At 43.1% G+C, this 15,343-nt stretch carries 23 protein-coding genes; 19 read left to right on the top strand and 4 right to left on the bottom strand.

Features of this window, described 5'->3' with window-relative positions:
• Positions 1-72 precede the first annotated feature (72 nt).
• The 19 genes from sat (at position 73) to PQ511_RS09980 (ending at position 12,676) form a co-directional block, all read left to right on the top strand.
• Positions 73-1,233 (top strand): sulfate adenylyltransferase, encoded by a 1,161-nt coding sequence (gene sat / locus PQ511_RS10070; protein WP_273851750.1) that lies wholly within the window; start codon positions 73-75, stop codon positions 1,231-1,233.
• Between the two features lie 21 nt (positions 1,234-1,254).
• Positions 1,255-3,006, top strand: a complete 1,752-nt coding sequence (locus PQ511_RS10065; RefSeq protein ID WP_273851749.1) for an SLC13 family permease — start codon at positions 1,255-1,257, stop codon at positions 3,004-3,006.
• A gap of 15 nt (positions 3,007-3,021) precedes the next feature.
• On the top strand, positions 3,022-3,627 hold the full coding sequence (cysC, locus tag PQ511_RS10060) for an adenylyl-sulfate kinase (RefSeq protein WP_273851748.1): 606 nt from the start codon (positions 3,022-3,024) through the stop codon (positions 3,625-3,627).
• Between the two features lie 73 nt (positions 3,628-3,700).
• Positions 3,701-4,456 carry a sulfotransferase domain-containing protein gene (locus PQ511_RS10055; RefSeq protein ID WP_273851747.1) on the top strand — a complete coding sequence of 252 codons (756 nt, stop codon included), beginning with the start codon at positions 3,701-3,703 and terminating at the stop codon, positions 4,454-4,456.
• Between the two features lie 494 nt (positions 4,457-4,950).
• A complete protein-coding gene (gene gvpA / locus PQ511_RS10050) occupies positions 4,951-5,208 on the top strand; it encodes a gas vesicle structural protein GvpA (protein ID WP_224590714.1) in 258 nt (85 codons plus the stop codon).
• Positions 5,209-5,246: 38 nt separating this feature from the next.
• Positions 5,247-5,726, top strand: coding sequence for a GvpT/GvpP family gas vesicle accessory protein (gene gvpT / locus PQ511_RS10045; RefSeq protein WP_273851746.1), 480 nt, complete (start codon positions 5,247-5,249; stop codon positions 5,724-5,726).
• Positions 5,727-5,751: 25 nt separating this feature from the next.
• Positions 5,752-6,210, top strand: coding sequence for a gas vesicle protein GvpQ (gvpQ, locus tag PQ511_RS10040; protein WP_224590718.1), 459 nt, complete (start codon positions 5,752-5,754; stop codon positions 6,208-6,210).
• 19 nt (positions 6,211-6,229) lie between these two features.
• Entirely contained in the window at positions 6,230-6,490 is a 261-nt protein-coding gene (gene gvpJ, locus PQ511_RS10035) for a gas vesicle protein GvpJ (protein WP_224590720.1), read from the top strand.
• A 56-nt stretch (positions 6,491-6,546) separates the two neighbouring features.
• Entirely contained in the window at positions 6,547-6,813 is a 267-nt protein-coding gene (gene gvpO, locus PQ511_RS10030) for a gas vesicle protein GvpO (RefSeq protein WP_273851745.1), read from the top strand.
• Between the two features lie 23 nt (positions 6,814-6,836).
• Positions 6,837-7,751: a gas vesicle protein GvpN gene (gene gvpN, locus PQ511_RS10025; RefSeq protein ID WP_273851744.1), complete on the top strand. Its 915-nt coding sequence runs from the start codon at positions 6,837-6,839 to the stop codon at positions 7,749-7,751.
• Positions 7,752-7,764: 13 nt separating this feature from the next.
• Positions 7,765-8,532, top strand: a complete 768-nt coding sequence (locus PQ511_RS10020; protein ID WP_273851743.1) for a GvpL/GvpF family gas vesicle protein — start codon at positions 7,765-7,767, stop codon at positions 8,530-8,532.
• Complete coding sequence (locus tag PQ511_RS10015; RefSeq protein WP_273851742.1) at positions 8,532-8,792, top strand: gas vesicle protein GvpG; 261 nt, start codon at positions 8,532-8,534, stop codon at positions 8,790-8,792. The genes PQ511_RS10020 and PQ511_RS10015 overlap by 1 nt, the downstream gene beginning before the upstream one ends.
• 4 nt (positions 8,793-8,796) lie before the next feature.
• Positions 8,797-9,600, top strand: a complete 804-nt coding sequence (locus PQ511_RS10010; protein ID WP_273851741.1) for a GvpL/GvpF family gas vesicle protein — start codon at positions 8,797-8,799, stop codon at positions 9,598-9,600.
• A 24-nt stretch (positions 9,601-9,624) separates the two neighbouring features.
• Complete coding sequence (locus PQ511_RS10005; RefSeq protein ID WP_226654636.1) at positions 9,625-9,906, top strand: gas vesicle protein; 282 nt, start codon at positions 9,625-9,627, stop codon at positions 9,904-9,906.
• Entirely contained in the window at positions 9,866-10,150 is a 285-nt protein-coding gene (locus tag PQ511_RS10000) for a gas vesicle protein K (RefSeq protein ID WP_273851740.1), read from the top strand. Before PQ511_RS10005 ends, PQ511_RS10000 begins: the two co-directional genes overlap by 41 nt.
• Before the next feature lie 27 nt (positions 10,151-10,177).
• The gene (locus tag PQ511_RS09995; protein ID WP_273851739.1) at positions 10,178-10,501 is read left to right on the top strand and encodes a gas vesicle protein; all 324 of its coding nucleotides are present in this window, start codon (positions 10,178-10,180) and stop codon (positions 10,499-10,501) included.
• 19 nt (positions 10,502-10,520) lie between these two features.
• A complete protein-coding gene (gene gvpT, locus PQ511_RS09990; RefSeq protein WP_273851738.1) occupies positions 10,521-11,435 on the top strand; it encodes a YtxH domain-containing protein in 915 nt (304 codons plus the stop codon).
• A 25-nt stretch (positions 11,436-11,460) separates the two neighbouring features.
• On the top strand, positions 11,461-11,847 hold the full coding sequence (gene gvpU / locus PQ511_RS09985) for a gas vesicle accessory protein GvpU (RefSeq protein ID WP_273851737.1): 387 nt from the start codon (positions 11,461-11,463) through the stop codon (positions 11,845-11,847).
• Between the two features lie 112 nt (positions 11,848-11,959).
• Complete coding sequence (locus PQ511_RS09980) at positions 11,960-12,676, top strand: TspO-related membrane protein (RefSeq protein ID WP_273851736.1); 717 nt, start codon at positions 11,960-11,962, stop codon at positions 12,674-12,676.
• A 210-nt stretch (positions 12,677-12,886) separates the two neighbouring features.
• Here the strand turns inward: PQ511_RS09980 and PQ511_RS09975 are convergent, their stop codons facing one another.
• The 4 genes from PQ511_RS09975 to dsdA all read right to left on the bottom strand — a co-directional run bounded on the left by PQ511_RS09975 (position 12,887) and on the right by dsdA (position 15,343).
• Complete coding sequence (locus PQ511_RS09975; RefSeq protein WP_273851735.1) at positions 12,887-13,090, bottom strand: hypothetical protein; 204 nt, start codon at positions 13,088-13,090, stop codon at positions 12,887-12,889.
• A 46-nt stretch (positions 13,091-13,136) separates the two neighbouring features.
• On the bottom strand, positions 13,137-13,529 hold the full coding sequence (locus tag PQ511_RS09970) for a nucleoside 2-deoxyribosyltransferase (protein WP_273851734.1): 393 nt from the start codon (positions 13,527-13,529) through the stop codon (positions 13,137-13,139).
• 87 nt (positions 13,530-13,616) lie between these two features.
• Complete coding sequence (locus PQ511_RS09965; protein ID WP_273851733.1) at positions 13,617-13,907, bottom strand: hypothetical protein; 291 nt, start codon at positions 13,905-13,907, stop codon at positions 13,617-13,619.
• 167 nt (positions 13,908-14,074) lie between these two features.
• Positions 14,075-15,343, bottom strand: a complete 1,269-nt coding sequence (gene dsdA, locus PQ511_RS09960; protein ID WP_273851732.1) for a D-serine ammonia-lyase — start codon at positions 15,341-15,343, stop codon at positions 14,075-14,077.

Below are 15,343 nucleotides of genomic sequence, written 5' to 3'. Positions count from 1 at the left end.
TTTCATAAGCTAGTAGCATCAAATAGCATCACTATGTATGATTCTGTGAACGAGCAAGAAAGGAGAAAATAGATGATTGAACCACATGGCGGTCACTTAGTGAACCGCATACCTTGTGAAGAGGATCGACTAGCGCTTCTTGAGAAAGCTTCCATGTATCCAGCGATTACGTTAACTCCATGGAATCTATCTGATTTATATATGATCGCAATCGGGGCCTTCAGTCCGTTACCTGGCTTTATGAATCGAACCGATTACCAGCACGTTTTAACAAATATGCGGCTCGCAAATGGGACAATCTGGAGCTTGCCCATTACGCTTTCCGTTTCAGAAGAAGTACGTGACCAGATTTCTTTTAGTCCTACTGTTTGCTTAAAAGGAGAAGACGGCGAGATCTACGGATTATTGGAATTAGAAGATATTTTTGAAACCGACAAACAGGAAGAAGCGCAATTGGTCTATGGAACGAACGATCCAGCTCATCCTGGTGTCCAAAAAACGTACGAGCAGCCTGCCTTCAATCTTGGAGGACCGATCACGCTTCTTCAGCATCCTAAGGCGCTTCAGGACCATTTTCAAACGCCAGCTGAACTGAGAGAATCCTTCAAACAACGAGGTTGGAAAACGATTGTGGGTTTTCAAACGCGCAATCCGATTCACCGCGCCCATGAATACCTTCAAAAGACGGCACTCGAAACGGTGGATGGTCTTCTAATCCATCCGCTCGTAGGGGAAACGAAGAAAGATGATATACCTGCTGACATTCGCATGAAAAGCTATCGATCTCTTTTAGAAAACTACTACCCGACCGATCGCGTCATTCTTTCTGTTTTTCCTGCCGCCATGAGGTATGCCGGTCCGCGCGAAGCCGTTTTTCATAGTCTTGTTCGGAAAAACTTTGGCTGTACGCATTTTATCGTTGGTAGAGATCACGCAGGCGTCGGAGACTTTTACGATACGTTTGCTGCTCAGGCTATTTTTGATCAGTTTCCAAAGGATGAAATCGGTATTGAGATCATGGCCTTTGAACACGCTTTTTACTGTGAGAAATGCGGAAACATGGCAACGACTAAAACATGTCCGCACGATGGCGAATTTCACCTTCACCTGAGCGGAACAAAAGTGCGAGAGATGTTAAAAAATGGCCAGCACCCTCCAAAGGAATTTTCTCGACCTGAAGTGATCGATCTTTTGATCAAAGAGGTGCAACAGCATGACTCCGAAGACACCTAATGCTGGCATCCTACTCTCATCATGACTGCCTTTTATATTGTCATCATCACCATGGTCGCAATGCTCATCGGTCTTTTCTTTGAACTGGGACGGCCTGAGATGATTCTCGGTTCCGTTCTCGTTTTATTTCTTTTAACAGGAATCATTACCCCAGAGGAAGCGACGGTTGGATTTTCAAATGAGGGAATGCTTACGATCGCCCTTCTATTCATCATTGCTGGGAGTATTCAGCGGAGCGGCATTGTCGATCGAACATTTCAGCGTCTCTTAAAAGGGACGCAATCACCAAAGAAACGTCTTTCAAAATTGCTCATTCCTATTGCGATGATTTCAGCTTTTGTGAACAATACGCCGATCGTCATCGCTTCCACACCAATGGTGAAAAAATGGTGTATGGAAAACGGGGTTTCGCCTTCTAAATTTCTCATTCCACTTTCTTACGCTACGATTCTAGGCGGCACGATAACACTAATCGGAACATCAACCAATTTGGTTGTTCACGGCCTTCTTGTTGAAAACGGCTACGCTGGCTTTTCTTTTTTTCAACTTAGCGTGATTGGGATTCCAATCACATGTCTTGGACTTTTGTATTTGGTTATTTTTAGTCGTCACCTGCTTCCAGAGTGTCATCCTTCTCATCTCTCTGAGCCAGACCTGAAAGAATACACCGGTGAAGCGCTTATAACAGCACAATTTCCTTATATGGATCTTACGGTGAAAGAAGCCCAGCTAAGAAGCTTAAAAGGATTATTTCTCGTCAGCATTTTACGAAATGAACGCGTGATAGCGCCTGTATCTGGCAGCACGATTTTAAAGGAAGGTGACCGTTTGGTGTTTTGCGGTGACATTTCCACCATTACCGAACTGCAGCGGATGAAAGGACTGGAACTTCAAGAGAGTTCCGGCTCCTCTTTTCCAGCTCAACACCGGCTTGTTGAAGCCATTGTTACCCATCATTCGTCACACCTTTTTAAAAAAGTGAAAGACACCAATTTTAGAAGTCATCATCAAGCAGCGGTCATTGCCGTTCATCGGCATAACCAGCGTTTACAAACAAAAATCGGTGAGATTGTGTTAAAGCCTGGTGACGTGCTGTTAATGGTGGCTGGAGAAGCGTTTGATAAGAAAAACGATTTCTACGCCATTACGCCAATCGATCATAAGCTTTTGAACATACGAGATATTCGTATGGGCTGGCTATCGATCATATGGTTTGGAATGATGATTGCACTCGTCACGTTCAACGTTCTTTCGATGCTTACCGCGATGGCTTTGACCACTCTACTTCTCTTTTTAACAAAGCTTGTCACACCTGGTGAAGCACGTGATCTCATTCAATGGAACGTTCTCTTGATGATCGCCTGTTCGTTTGGGATTGGAACGGCTCTACTTAATTCAGGCGTCGCTGCTTCCATGGCTCATTTCTTAATTACGATCACCCACCCTTTTGGCCTTCTTGCTACGCTGCTCAGTCTTTATTTATTAACGAATATCTTTACCGAAATGATGACAAATAGTGCCGCTGCCGTCTTTATGTTTCCTGTCGCGATGGAGGTGGCACGAACGCTTGAAGTCGAACTCCTGCCACTCGCGATCACGGTTGCGATCGCTGCCTCCGCAAGCTTTATGACACCAATTGGCTATCAAACCAATTTAATCGTTTATGGCGCAGGCGGCTATCGGTTCCACGACTTTTTGAAAATTGGATTCCCTTTAACGGTAATCGTGATGGTCACCACTTTAGTCATTGTTCGATTTTATTTACTCGCTTAAGGAAAGGAGGATGATTTGATGGAAGAAAAACATATTACCTGGCACGAAGGAAGTGTGATAAAGCAGGATCGCGAAAAGATAAAGGGTCATAAAGGCGCCGTTCTCTGGTTTACAGGTCTTTCTGGATCAGGTAAATCGACGATAGCGGCTGAGCTTGAGAATGTTTTACACGCTGCAGGTGCGCATACGTACCGTCTCGATGGCGATAATGTGCGCCATGGGTTAAACAGCGACCTTGGCTTCAGCGATGGTGATCGGGTCGAAAACATTCGGAGAGTTGGTGAAGTATCTCGCCTATTTGTCGATGCTGGTCTCATAACCCTGACAGCCTTCATTTCTCCTTTTCAAAAAGACCGGGAGATGGTTCGTTCTCTGTTCAATGAGGGAGAGTTCATTGAAATATATGTGAAGGCTAGCCTTGAAGCATGTGAAAAACGGGATCCTAAAGGACTATATGCAAAGGCCCGAAAAGGAAAGATTCATCAGTTTACTGGTATCGACTCTCCCTATGAACCGCCAACTGCTCCTCATCTCGTTCTAGATACAGAAAAACTTACAATAGAAGAAGCCGTCCAGTTGATTGTGTCATATTTGCAGAAACATAAGTATTTAAAGAATTAAATACCAATACAATTACGTTCTTTTTGGTCAAAAAGTGCCATTAGATTATTTTAAAATAAGGAGGTTTTAAGTTTTGAGTCAGATTGTCATTCCACGCTTTTTCTTAAATTCAATTCCCAAAAGCGGTACCCATCTCTTAAAACAGCTGCTTCTTGGGATTCCTGGTATCCAATACAATTCTCAAATTGGGTTATACGAACATCTTCATTATCAGACTGATGAAACACTCCATCCAATTAAAAATCTTCCCCCACACTCTTTTGCAAATGGACATCTTCATTACTCAGTGGAATGGGAGAGGTTCTTCAACGAACTCAACATGAAACAGGTCTTTGTACTGCGTGACCCACGAGATGTATTGATTTCCTATGCTCACTTCATTCCTGGTACGCAAATCGACCATCTTTATCGTACTTTCACACAAGAAGGGTTCACACATCGTGATCGTATCAAGTTTCTAATCGAAGGAGGGTCAGTTTTAGAGAATGGAATGCCAGATCACCCAGGCATTCGAGAGTGGTATCAAAGCTTTTCAGGTTGGTTAAACCGTCCAAACGTGCACGCCATACGCTTCGAAGATATGATTGGTTCTGAACAAATGAAGCGGAAAACCACTAGCGATTTGCTTGATTTCTTATCTGATGGAGTTAACCTTTCCCATCATCGAGAAGACTGGATCACCGCAATGATTTCAAACATTCGACCAGAAGCTTCCGTTACTTTCCGCAAAGGAAAAAGCGGTGGATGGAAAGATGAGATGGATGACGAACTCAAAGCACTCTTTCAAGCATGTGCTGGAGATTTACTTGAACAATTAGGGTATGAGTAGGGATTTACTTTTACTTTATGCACGTCATCAATTCAAAGAGTCCTTCTCTGAGGGACTCTTTGCTTATTTTGTTTGTAAAGGGGGTCAGGCTCGAGCCTGACCCCCCTTCTGCTCTCTCTTCACTTTTTCGCCCATCATTTTCCTCTTCCTTTTCCCCCTTCAACCCCCACCAATCTGCCTTTTGTACTACTTTTCGGACAGCGCTTTCAATCATCAAAAAAAGTCCATTAACTGTTATTTATTTGTAATATTTGTCTTAATTCTTTTCTCGAAATTGAACAAACCCTTATGAAATATAGAAACTTTTATTACAAAAGTGTTGAAAATTCCAAAAAGATGTTTGAAAAATGTCTCTTTTAAGATTTTTGCGGATTTGTGATGGTTTCAAGGGCGTCCGACCGAGGTATATTCCGAATTAATCAACGTTCAACTCTACTAAAAAAATCCAGTTCAAAAGTCTCATACCAACTATTTACGGACAAAGGAGTGAAAACATGGGTATTCAAAAAAGTGCTGATAGTTCGAGTTTAGCGGAAGTGATTGACCGTATTCTCGACAAAGGAATTGTGATTGATGCATTTGCGAGAGTCTCTCTTGTTGGGATTGAAATTTTAACCATTGAAGCCCGCGTGGTCATCGCAAGTGTGGATACATGGCTTCGATATGCAGAAGCCGTCGGGTTACTTCGAGACGACGTGCAAGAAGAAGGTCTCGCAGAGCAGCAAGATCGCTCACCACAGTTCAGTATTTAAATTTGTTCTTACCTATCAAATAGAAGCGAGGGAATAATATGAGTGAAAATGAAGTCAATCATACAAGTGGCAAAATCTTATCCCAGCCGTCAAATGGGGAACAAGAAGAAACAAATGAGCGCTCGTCGATGAATTTGGCGATCATCGGTGGGGTCGTTGGAGCCGGTGTCGGTCTACTTTCGAGTCCTGGGACAGGAAAAAAAGTGCTGGATAGTCTTGGCAAATCGGAAGCCGTCCGCAATGCCGGACAAGAATTAAGACGGTCCGCTCAGGAATTCATTACTGAACAGGCGCTCATTACGTTAAGACAAACGGCGACTGGCTACATGAGTAAATACGAAGGGCGACTCCTCCCTGGGTCGAAAAAAGGGAACAGCGAGCAACAACAAGCGAACGATGAAGTTGCCGCTTCCTCCTCCAATGAGGAAATTGATGAAATTAAAGAAGAAAACAAGCAGTTAAACGAACGATTAGATCGTATAGAAAACATGCTTTCTAGCTTAGTAGATTCAAAATAACAGACCTCCCTTAAGGGGGAATTCGATGAGTATCGGTAAGAAAATTGCAAAGAAAGTGGCAGAGCATACGCCTGATCCTCTGAAAGAAAAGGTGATCGACAAAGCGAAGGAAAAGTTCGCTGATGATATGCGCGATCACGTGGAGGAAGGTGTCCATTCAAAGGTAAATGACGCTTCTGAGAAATTACAGAAAGCGAAAGAAGAGAACGCTGAAAACGTTCATTCTAAAGCGGAAAATGCGAAAGAGAAAGTACAAGATGTGCTTTTATCGGTACGTGAAAAGCTCGGAAATGCAAAAGAAGCCGGCGAAGAGTTCCAGGAAAAAATGTCCGATTCTGATCAGAAAAAGACAAAAGTGAAAGGCGTTGGAAGTCTTAAAGGTGTGAATGATATCAAAAGTTCACTCGACATTAAAAGCTCGACAGAAATCAAACGCTCGGAAAACATTAAATCCTCAAAAGACATTAAACGAATCACATCTTAGAAACGAAAGGAGAATGATGATGGCTATTCAGAAAAGTGCTGATAGTTCGAGTCTTGCTGAAGTAATCGACCGTATTCTTGATAAGGGGATTGTCATTGACGCCTTTGCGCGCGTCTCTGTTGTAGGAATTGAAATTCTCACAATTGAAGCCCGTGTCGTCATTGCGAGTGTTGATACGTGGCTCAGATACGCTGAAGCTGTTGGGCTCCTCCGTGATGACGTGCAAGAAGAAGGTCTCGCAAATCAGCCCAATGAACGCAACGCCCAATTTAGTCTTTAATTGAAATTAAATGTGAGGTGGTCTTTCCACCTCCCCTATTAAACTAGGAGGATCCTATGGAAATCAAAGAAGTGATGAGTCAAGTCGCAGATTTTTTTAACCAGCATGTGGCTCCTCTCCATAAGATCACTTCCGTCGAAATGAACGAACATGAAGGCTGGAAAGTCATTGCGGAAGTGATTGAAGAAAAGGAATACATGAAAAAGTATGCAAAAGACGAAATGCTGGGAACGTATGAAGTGCTCTTAAATAATGACAAAGAAGTGGTCTCGTTTACAAGACGTGACGTGCGCTATCGAAGTGCAATCGGACAAGAAATGTAGGCGACGAGCAGGAGGGTTGTGATGTGACCGTTTTAACAAACCATAAGAAAAAAGATAAACGAGCACTCATACAGGATGATGAAACGAAGGAACTGCTCTCACGTTCCCTTCAATACTTGAAAGCCGGCTATCCTGTCCACTATATCGGTCCATCTGGCGCTGGGAAAACGTCTCTTGCTCTTGCCTTAGCCAAAAAGCGCAATCGACCGGTGATGCTCATTCACGGAAATCATGAATTAAACAACAAAGATTTAATTGGGGATTTCACTGGCTATACAAGTAAAAAAGTGGTCGATCAATACGTCCGCTCTGTTTATAAGAAAGACGAAAGCGTCACGGAAACATGGCGGGATGGGCGTTTGTTGGAAGCTGTCAAAAATGGCTATACGCTTGTCTATGATGAGTTTACCCGTTCGCAACCAACAACAAATAATCTTTTTCTTTCCATTCTTGAAGAAGGCATTCTCCCATTATACGGCTCCAAGCTAACGGAACCTTTTATCCGCGTCCATCCCGCATTCTCGGTTATTTTCACAAGTAACCCCGCTGAATATGCGGGGGTTTATCAGACGCAAGATGCCTTGCTCGACCGGTTGATTACAATCAACGTCGATTACAAAGATGCTGAACGAGAAGCGCTAATCGTATCGGAAAAGGCGAATCTCGTCATGCCCGAAGCACGTGCAGTGACCAACTTGATTTCAGTGCTGCGCAGTCACTGTTCCACTGGGCAAGGTCCTAGTTTACGCGCATCCATTATGATCGCCACGCTTGCGATTGATTCTGATATTCCGATCGACGGTGAAAACGCTGATTTTCAACGTCTCTGTCTGGATATAACCGCTCATACGATGAGTGAATGCATGGAAGAGAAGCAAGACTCGGTAGAACAAGTGATTATTGAAGCGTGTGAAAAGATGAAGGTTGTTGAGGAATAAAGGAGTGTCAACGATGAGTGAAGCAGAAACAACAGGAATCTACATTTTTTGTGCTATTCAAACGGATCAAGAGGATGATTTCGGAACGGTTGAACTTGAAAATGAAACGCGTGATCTTTTCACGATTCGCTATAAAGATGCCGCGATGGTAGCCGCTGAAGTACCGATGAAAATCTATCATCCTAAGAAAGGTAATCTCTTATCCCACCAGAATGCCGTTTCTCAAGTGATGAGTCAGAAAGATACGGTCATTCCAATTAGCTTTGGGAACGTATTTAAATCGAAAGATGATGTGAAGGTACTCCTCGAGAATCTCTACCCACAATTCGTGAATCTTTTTCCAAATATTAAAGGCAAAATCGAAGTGGGATTAAAAGTAATGGGTAAGAAAGAATGGCTTGAAGCCGCTGTGAACGACAATCCAGAGGTTGAGAAAATGGCAGCATCGGTCAAAGGTAAATCAGAAGCAGCTGGCTATTATGAACGCATTCAGCTTGGAGGAATGGCGCAGAAGTTCTTCGCCTCTCTTCAAAAAGAAATTGAACAGGAAATCTTCGTTCCATTAGAAGAAACAGCCGAGGCAGCGAAAGTGAATGACCCCCTTGGTGAAAAAATGCTCTTAAATGCTTCCTTTCTCATTGACCGTGATCGCGAGGAAGCATTTGATCAGAAAGTAAATGATGCTCATGAAAAGTGGAAGGACAAAGTCGATTTTAACTATACCGGGCCATGGCCGGCCTACAATTTTGTCAACATTCACTTAAAGGTAGAAGAAGCGTAATGATACACAAACTGGTTACCGCGCCTTTTGATCTTGTCATTAAAGTCGGTGAAAAAATCAAAGAAGAAGCAGATAAAGAATTATACGATCTTCCCACCATTCAAAAGAAGTTGATTCAGCTTCAGATGATGTATGAGCTTGGCGAACTACCAGAAGACGCTTATACGGAAAAAGAAGAAGAATTGCTGTTGCGATATGAAATCGCAAAGCGCCGAGAAATGGAGCAATGGGAAGAATTAACGAAAAAAGATGGAAGGTGACGATATGGGGGACCTCCTCTACTTATACGGTTTGATCCCAACACATGAAGCCACTCACCCCCTCCCTTCTATAAAAGGGTTTGATGGTGAGCATGAGATCTTTATGCTTCCTAAAGATGACGTGACAGCGATCGTTTGTCACCTGGATCACACGGCCTATTCAGAAGAAACGATTAGCGACAAAATCAACAATGATATGGAATGGTTGCAAGAAAAAGCGTTTCATCATCACGAAACGGTTCAAAAGCTCGCAAAGCAGTATACGACCGTCCCATTAAAATTTTGTACGCTCTATAAAAATGAAGAAAGTTTACGAGAAACAGTTGAAAAAAACATGGTAAAGCTGAAGGAAACGTTTGACCTTCTTGATGGAAATGAAGAATGGAATCTTAAAATCTATTGCGATGATGAGCAGATTAAGCAGCAAGTAAGTGAAAGCAATCCGGTCATTAAAGCGAAACGAGAAGAAATTAGTGCTTTACCTCGTGGCAGACAATTTTTCGAGAAAAAGAAAATGGACGAGCTCATTAATCAAGAACTTGAAGATGAGAAAAATCGTTTCTGTGAAGACATTCATGAAAAGCTTAAGAGCGTTTCTCTCTTCGGCAGTATTAAGAAAACCTGGGGTAAGGATGTAACGGGCCGCAAGGAAAAGATGGCGTGGAATAGCGTCTTCCTCCTCCCTACGTCTAACGTTGAGCAGTTTTTAGGCAACGTCGAGCAATATGATGGAGACTTTCAGGAAATTGGTTGGAAGTTTGAAGTATCTGGACCGTGGCCACCCTACCATTTTTCTAGCTTTTCTTAAAGAAGACAGTGAGGATGAATTTCCATGACGGTACGAGAAACGATTGAAAACAAAGACATCGCCTTAATCGATATATTAGATGTCATTCTTGATAAAGGGGTGGCGATTAAGGGAGACTTAATCATTTCCATTGCCGGAGTTGATCTCGTCTACCTCGACTTGCGCGTGCTGATTTCTTCTGTTGAAACACTCGTTCAGCACAAACAAGGTACGCGAAACACGATTAATTCAGAGCAATTTGATCGAGATAGGGAGGCATTGGACTATGCAGCAACACAACCCGACGAGTGGTCGCATCAACGTTGACCCTGATAATGCCGAGCAAGGAATCGCCCAGCTTGTGCTTACCGTCGTTGAACTATTGAGACAAATTGTGGAACGGCATGCGATGAGACGCGTCGAAGGCGGTACCTTAACCGATGAGCAAGTTGAGAACCTTGGCGTGGCGTTAATGAATTTAGAAGAAAAAATGGAAGAGTTAAAGGATGTATTTGGCCTTGATGCAGAGGATTTGAATATTGATCTTGGCCCCCTTGGCAACTTGCTTTAATTCGCTCCAGATAAAGGAGGCATTCAGATGGCTATTGAGCATCAGATGCAGTCAAATACGATTGTCGATGTATTAGAAAAAGTGCTTGATAAAGGTGTCGTGATTGCTGGAGACATTACGGTCGGGATCGCTGATGTCGAACTTCTTACGATTAAGATTCGCTTAATCGTCGCCTCCGTTGATAAAGCGAAGGAAATTGGCATGGACTGGTGGGAAAATGACCCCTACCTTAGCTCGAAAGCTGCCGATAACAAAACGGCCGCGCTTGAACAGGAAAATAAAAAGTTACAAGAACGATTGGACGCTCTTGAAAACAATGTAACTCAAAATCGTCTTAGCTTTGAAAAATAAACTATTGGAGGGATTTATCATGACAGAACAAAACACGAAAGTTGAAGGCCAGGATCAGCAACAGAATGGAACGGATAAGAAAAAGACGGGGATGAACGGCCCCCTTACAAGAACCGTTACCGGAAGTATTCTTGGTGCTACCGTTGGCTACCTCGCCACTCCAGAGAATGGGAAGAAATTAATTGGCAAAATTGATCAAGAAAAACTAAAAAACAAAGGAAAAGATTTTGGACGAGCAACGAAAGAAAAATCAAAGCAAGCTGCTGGCTCGATTCGAACTTCAACAGCTAATCTTTTTAAACGTGATAAAGAAGAAGATCAAGAAAATGAAGAGTTGAATGAGACGAATGAAACAATCCTCGCTTCTAATGAAGCAGCACCAACGATTGAAGCTGAAGAGCAAACTCAATCTGATCAGGAGCAGGATTCTTCTAACGAGGACTACAACTCGTTGAAAGAAGAAAATGAATCACTTCAAAATCGTCTTAGTCAGATTGAAGAAAAAATAGACCGCCTCACACGTGCCCTTGGGGAAGATGTTGAGGAGGAAGACGAAGACGAGGATGAGGATGATGAAGAAAGTAAACCTTCTTCAAAAAAGCAGAAACAGAAAACGTCTCGTAAAGCTAAGAATAAGAAAGACGATCTGGACGAAGACGATGAAGATCGTGAAGACGAGGAAGAAAACGAAACGAAAACACCTGGGAATAAGCAATTAAAAGCCGATACTGAAAATAGTGAAGAAGATGATGAGGATGACGAGGAAGATGATGAGGAAGAATCAGAGGAACCGAAATCCTCGTCCAACAAAAAGAAACGAAGCACTTCTCGAAAATCAAACAGTTCGAAAAAAACGAATGATAAAAACGATGACCAAAACCGTGAACGGGAGAAAGTAACGACACTTTCTAGTAATGACGACACGTCTTCTTAATCACCTGCCGAAAGGAGAAGTGAACATGGCTTCTGAATCAAGCAAAGATAGTATTCTTGAATTTTTCACACACGCATCGAACAAACATGATTTTGCGCTCGATATTACGTTAAATGTCAATGGCGCATTGATTACTGGAACAACGATTTCAGCAAAAGAATATTTTGATACGTTGAGTGATTCTATAGGAAATGGAAATGAAGTTGCTCAGAAATTAAGCGAAAAACTTGCAGATGCCGGACAGTCTCTAGAAGATACCGCTGACGCGCAAACCAATTTTATTCATTTAAAGAATACAAAGGTTTACCTTGGCGACAGCAAGCCTACGCCTTCACAGGGAAAGATCGTGTGGCGAGGAAAGTTAAGTGAAATCGACGGATTTTTCTTAGGGAAAATTTCAAATTCGAAATAGCATTGAACAGGGACAGAGAGGGCTTTTCGCCATTCTCTGTCTCTTTTTTCATAGAATTTCTTCAATCAGGGTAGCATACGAGTAACCAGACCTATAAAGGAGGAAACCGGTCATGACCATGAAACTCGTAACGATTGCTGCCTACTTGTATTTGCTTGCCTCTTCCCTTATTTTTTCAGGAGATATGGCAGGTGGAAATGATGTTCTCATTGCCCCTGCTGGCTACACGTTCGCCATCTGGTTCGTCATCTATTTGCTACTTCTTATTTCACTCGTTCGGCAGTTTACAGCAAGTGAGTGTGATCAGGTGCTTTATGTAAAGATCTCCTACCTTTTTGCTTCTAGCATGCTTTTATCAGGAACGGCACTACTTGTAAGTGAGTCGGTTGCGCTTTTGTTTATCGCCGGTTCATTGATTACACTCGCCATCCTTTACACAATCATCACGAAAAACCCTGAGCGCTCTTCTTTCTTCAGCGTGCCGTTCTCGTTCTACCTCGCCTGGACATCGATTGCTACGATCGTAGATGTGTTTGTTGTGGCAGAAGCAAATGACGTTGCGCTGATCTTTGGAATGAATGAGCTCGCCTGGACAATTATTATGCTCATCATCGGAGCAGGTCTCGCCGTCTACTTCAGCCTCTACAACGACGATTTGATTTATCCTATTGTGTTTTTATGGGGTTACTTTGGCATCTTTGTGAAAGACGATAAACCGGTGCAGTTAACGTATACGCTGAGTATATTGATTATTGGACTTGGTGTGTTTGTGATTTGGAAAGTCGTGCGAGAGGTGCGCGGGCGGAGGATGAGAGCAGAGGCGGTTTGATGGAAGTGGGAAGGTGTTGGTAGGGGGGTCAGGCTCGAGCCTGCCCCCCCTACCACTTCCATTGCCTATAACCGCTTACTGTATAAGGGATTGACTCTAAAACTGGCGCTCAAAAATGTGAAAAAGTGTCCTATGGTGGAGGACACTTTTAGTGGTTTTGTCTTTTTATGGGGTCAAGCACGTACCTGACCCCCAATCGATTCTACTTATTTATTCTTCATCAATGCCCCACAATTTTCGCTGCTTACTATCATTCGAATCAACCATAACCGTTCCTTTGCCATCCGTTTTCACTTTTTGGAGTAATTCTTCTCCGGTAAGCTTTTTGTATGTTTCATTTTGCTCCTTTACTACTTCTTGTAGCCGGATGATTTCCTTTTCCATTTCTTCTTCTGTCATGTTTTTATTTGCCAAGATAACCCCTCCTCGTTTTTATTCAAGCCTGCCTATATTGGACAGACTAAGTAGAAAAGCAATGCTTTTCTAAAATGGTTTGAACGAGCTGCTCGTCGCTTCCTTCCACACTCGTGACCCCATTCGTGTAGTAAAAGGAGCTTGCTTCTATATGATGAAACCCTTGTTCACTGAAGAGATAAACAGGGATATCTCGACCAAGCGCTATGCCAAGTTCAACATGTGTCCCCTTGCCACCTGGAAGTATGACAATCAAGAAATCAGCCTTTTTCACTGCCTGTAGTTCTGCTTCTCCAATAGAAGCAAGATCATCTATGCTAACCGCTTTTTCATTTTTCGTCCAATCGTATGTATGCTTGTAGCCGTAATTCTTCAGTTCAGTAGCGATTGCTTGCACGTGTTGTTTATTTTGGAAACTTGAAGCAATATAAAAATTCAATGGAGTTGTCACCCCTTTCGTAGTGAAACAAATGTCATTAAAGGCGGAGCCGTCTTTAACTGCCCCTGTTCCTTCCTGTTCATTCTTTCAACTGCTTGCCGCCAGCTGTTTTTGAATTTCTTTTTTTAACTTCCGTTCTTTCCGCTCTTCATACATGGGGGATCGTTTCATCTTTTTCATCCTCATCTTCCCTATTACATAGCGGACAGATGGATTCTCACGAACTAACTTGTCATATTGGGGCTTCTCAATAAGCTCTACAAACCAGCTGTATGCCATTAGTGAGGCAATATTCGCTTCGATTCGCTGGTCACTTGGGGGATCACCCCACCAAAATAAGTCCCCTGCTAATGCTAAAATCTCCAAAAACAATTCCAACTTCTCGCCCCCCTATTAAGTCCAGTTTAACGACTAATCTACATATAAGTACGAAATGGATCATTGAAATGTTTCAAACTAATAGGGAGAATAAAACAATCTGTCCTCAATATGTGGAATTTTTGGTTTTTTTGTATTTAAGAGGGGTCAGGCTCGAGCCTGACCCCCTAATCCTCTCCCCACACTTCATCCGGCACCAGGCTACCACCTGTTGCCCACACAAGATGAGTGCCAGGCAAACCCTTCCCTTCTTTCGCTGTAACTAGTGGACCACTCATCCCAGCGAGAGCGGAAGGTTCAAGCTTAATTCCTTCCGTTTCGTAAACCCATCGTAATTGTTCCTTCATCCGTTCATCAGTCACCGTGTAGACACCTTCAAGCATTGGTTGAATGACACGCCCAACGAAACCAGACGGTCTTCCTACTGCGAGACCATCAGCCGCTGTCTTATTGTCGATCCCGAAGTCTTGCACGGAAACTTGCTCATGCAAGCCTGTCATCAATCCAATAAGCATCGACGGTGAATGCGTTGGTTCGGCGAAGTAACAGTGAACGTGCTCCCCGAATACTTGATGAAGACCAAACGCAATCCCACCAGGCCCTCCGCCTACTCCGCATGGAAGATACACGTGTAGTGGATTTTCAGCATTCACTTTTATGCCTCGTTCTTCAAACTGTTTTTTCAACCGAAGAGCGGCGACAGCATATCCGAGAAAAAGGTCTTTCGAGTTCTCGTCATCAATGAAATAACACGTGAGCTTCTTCTCACACTGTTTTCGTCCCTCTTCTACAGCTGCGCCGTAGTCTGCCTGATGCTCCACCACTTGAACGCCTTTTTCACGTAAGAGATCTTTTTTCCACTGCTTCGCGTCACTCGACATATGAACAGTCACATTAAACCCAAGTTTGGCCGACATAATGCCGATGCTTAACCCGAGGTTTCCAGTTGAACCGACGGAGATCGAAAAAGCCGAGAAGAACTCGGTGAATTTTTTATCCGCTAAAATAGAATAATCGTCGTCCTTCGTTAAAATCGCATGGCCAAGCGCTAGTTTCTCTGCATGTTTGATCACTTCATAAATACCGCCACGCGCTTTAATGCTTCCGGCAATCGGAAGAATATCATCTCGTTTTAAAAGGAGGTCTCCCTGAATTTTGATCTTCTCTTCTTCTTCCAGCTTCTCTTTCATGTTGCTAATATCTGAGATTGGCGATTCAATGACTCCGTTCGTTTCTGGAAACACTTTGCGAAAATACGGCGCGAAACGCTTCATCCGAGCTTCTGCGTCCAGAATATCCGCCATCGAGATATCCGTTGTTTGAGGAATTTTTCCTTTTTGAGGATTTCTCCAGCAGACTTCCTCAAACTGAAGTAGCTCATCTAATAGAGGATGCTCACGTTTCCACTGTTCAAGAGATTTTCCAGCTATAGTCAT

The organism is Guptibacillus spartinae (assembly GCF_028610625.1).
GTDB lineage: Bacteria > Bacillota > Bacilli > Bacillales > Guptibacillaceae > Guptibacillus > Guptibacillus spartinae.
This window is presented reverse-complemented; position numbering and strand designations above follow the sequence as displayed.

Excerpts from the sequence above, each read along its gene's own strand:
- sat (WP_273851750.1), top strand. The coding sequence starts at position 73 with ATGATTGAACCACATGGCGGTCACTTAGTGAACCGCATACCTTGTGAA.
- PQ511_RS10065 (WP_273851749.1), top strand. The coding sequence starts at position 1,255 with ATGACTGCCTTTTATATTGTCATCATCACCATGGTCGCAATGCTCATC.
- gvpA (WP_224590714.1), top strand. The coding sequence starts at position 4,951 with ATGGGTATTCAAAAAAGTGCTGATAGTTCGAGTTTAGCGGAAGTGATT.
- gvpT (WP_273851746.1), top strand. The coding sequence starts at position 5,247 with ATGAGTGAAAATGAAGTCAATCATACAAGTGGCAAAATCTTATCCCAG.
- gvpQ (WP_224590718.1), top strand. The coding sequence starts at position 5,752 with ATGAGTATCGGTAAGAAAATTGCAAAGAAAGTGGCAGAGCATACGCCT.
- gvpJ (WP_224590720.1), top strand. The coding sequence starts at position 6,230 with ATGGCTATTCAGAAAAGTGCTGATAGTTCGAGTCTTGCTGAAGTAATC.
- gvpO (WP_273851745.1), top strand. The coding sequence starts at position 6,547 with ATGGAAATCAAAGAAGTGATGAGTCAAGTCGCAGATTTTTTTAACCAG.
- PQ511_RS10020 (WP_273851743.1), top strand. The coding sequence starts at position 7,765 with ATGAGTGAAGCAGAAACAACAGGAATCTACATTTTTTGTGCTATTCAA.
- PQ511_RS10015 (WP_273851742.1), top strand. The coding sequence starts at position 8,532 with ATGATACACAAACTGGTTACCGCGCCTTTTGATCTTGTCATTAAAGTC.
- PQ511_RS10010 (WP_273851741.1), top strand. The coding sequence starts at position 8,797 with ATGGGGGACCTCCTCTACTTATACGGTTTGATCCCAACACATGAAGCC.
- PQ511_RS10005 (WP_226654636.1), top strand. The coding sequence starts at position 9,625 with ATGACGGTACGAGAAACGATTGAAAACAAAGACATCGCCTTAATCGAT.
- PQ511_RS10000 (WP_273851740.1), top strand. The coding sequence starts at position 9,866 with ATGCAGCAACACAACCCGACGAGTGGTCGCATCAACGTTGACCCTGAT.
- PQ511_RS09995 (WP_273851739.1), top strand. The coding sequence starts at position 10,178 with ATGGCTATTGAGCATCAGATGCAGTCAAATACGATTGTCGATGTATTA.
- gvpT (WP_273851738.1), top strand. The coding sequence starts at position 10,521 with ATGACAGAACAAAACACGAAAGTTGAAGGCCAGGATCAGCAACAGAAT.
- gvpU (WP_273851737.1), top strand. The coding sequence starts at position 11,461 with ATGGCTTCTGAATCAAGCAAAGATAGTATTCTTGAATTTTTCACACAC.
- PQ511_RS09980 (WP_273851736.1), top strand. The coding sequence starts at position 11,960 with ATGACCATGAAACTCGTAACGATTGCTGCCTACTTGTATTTGCTTGCC.
- dsdA (WP_273851732.1), bottom strand. The coding sequence starts at position 15,343 with ATGACTATAGCTGGAAAATCTCTTGAACAGTGGAAACGTGAGCATCCT.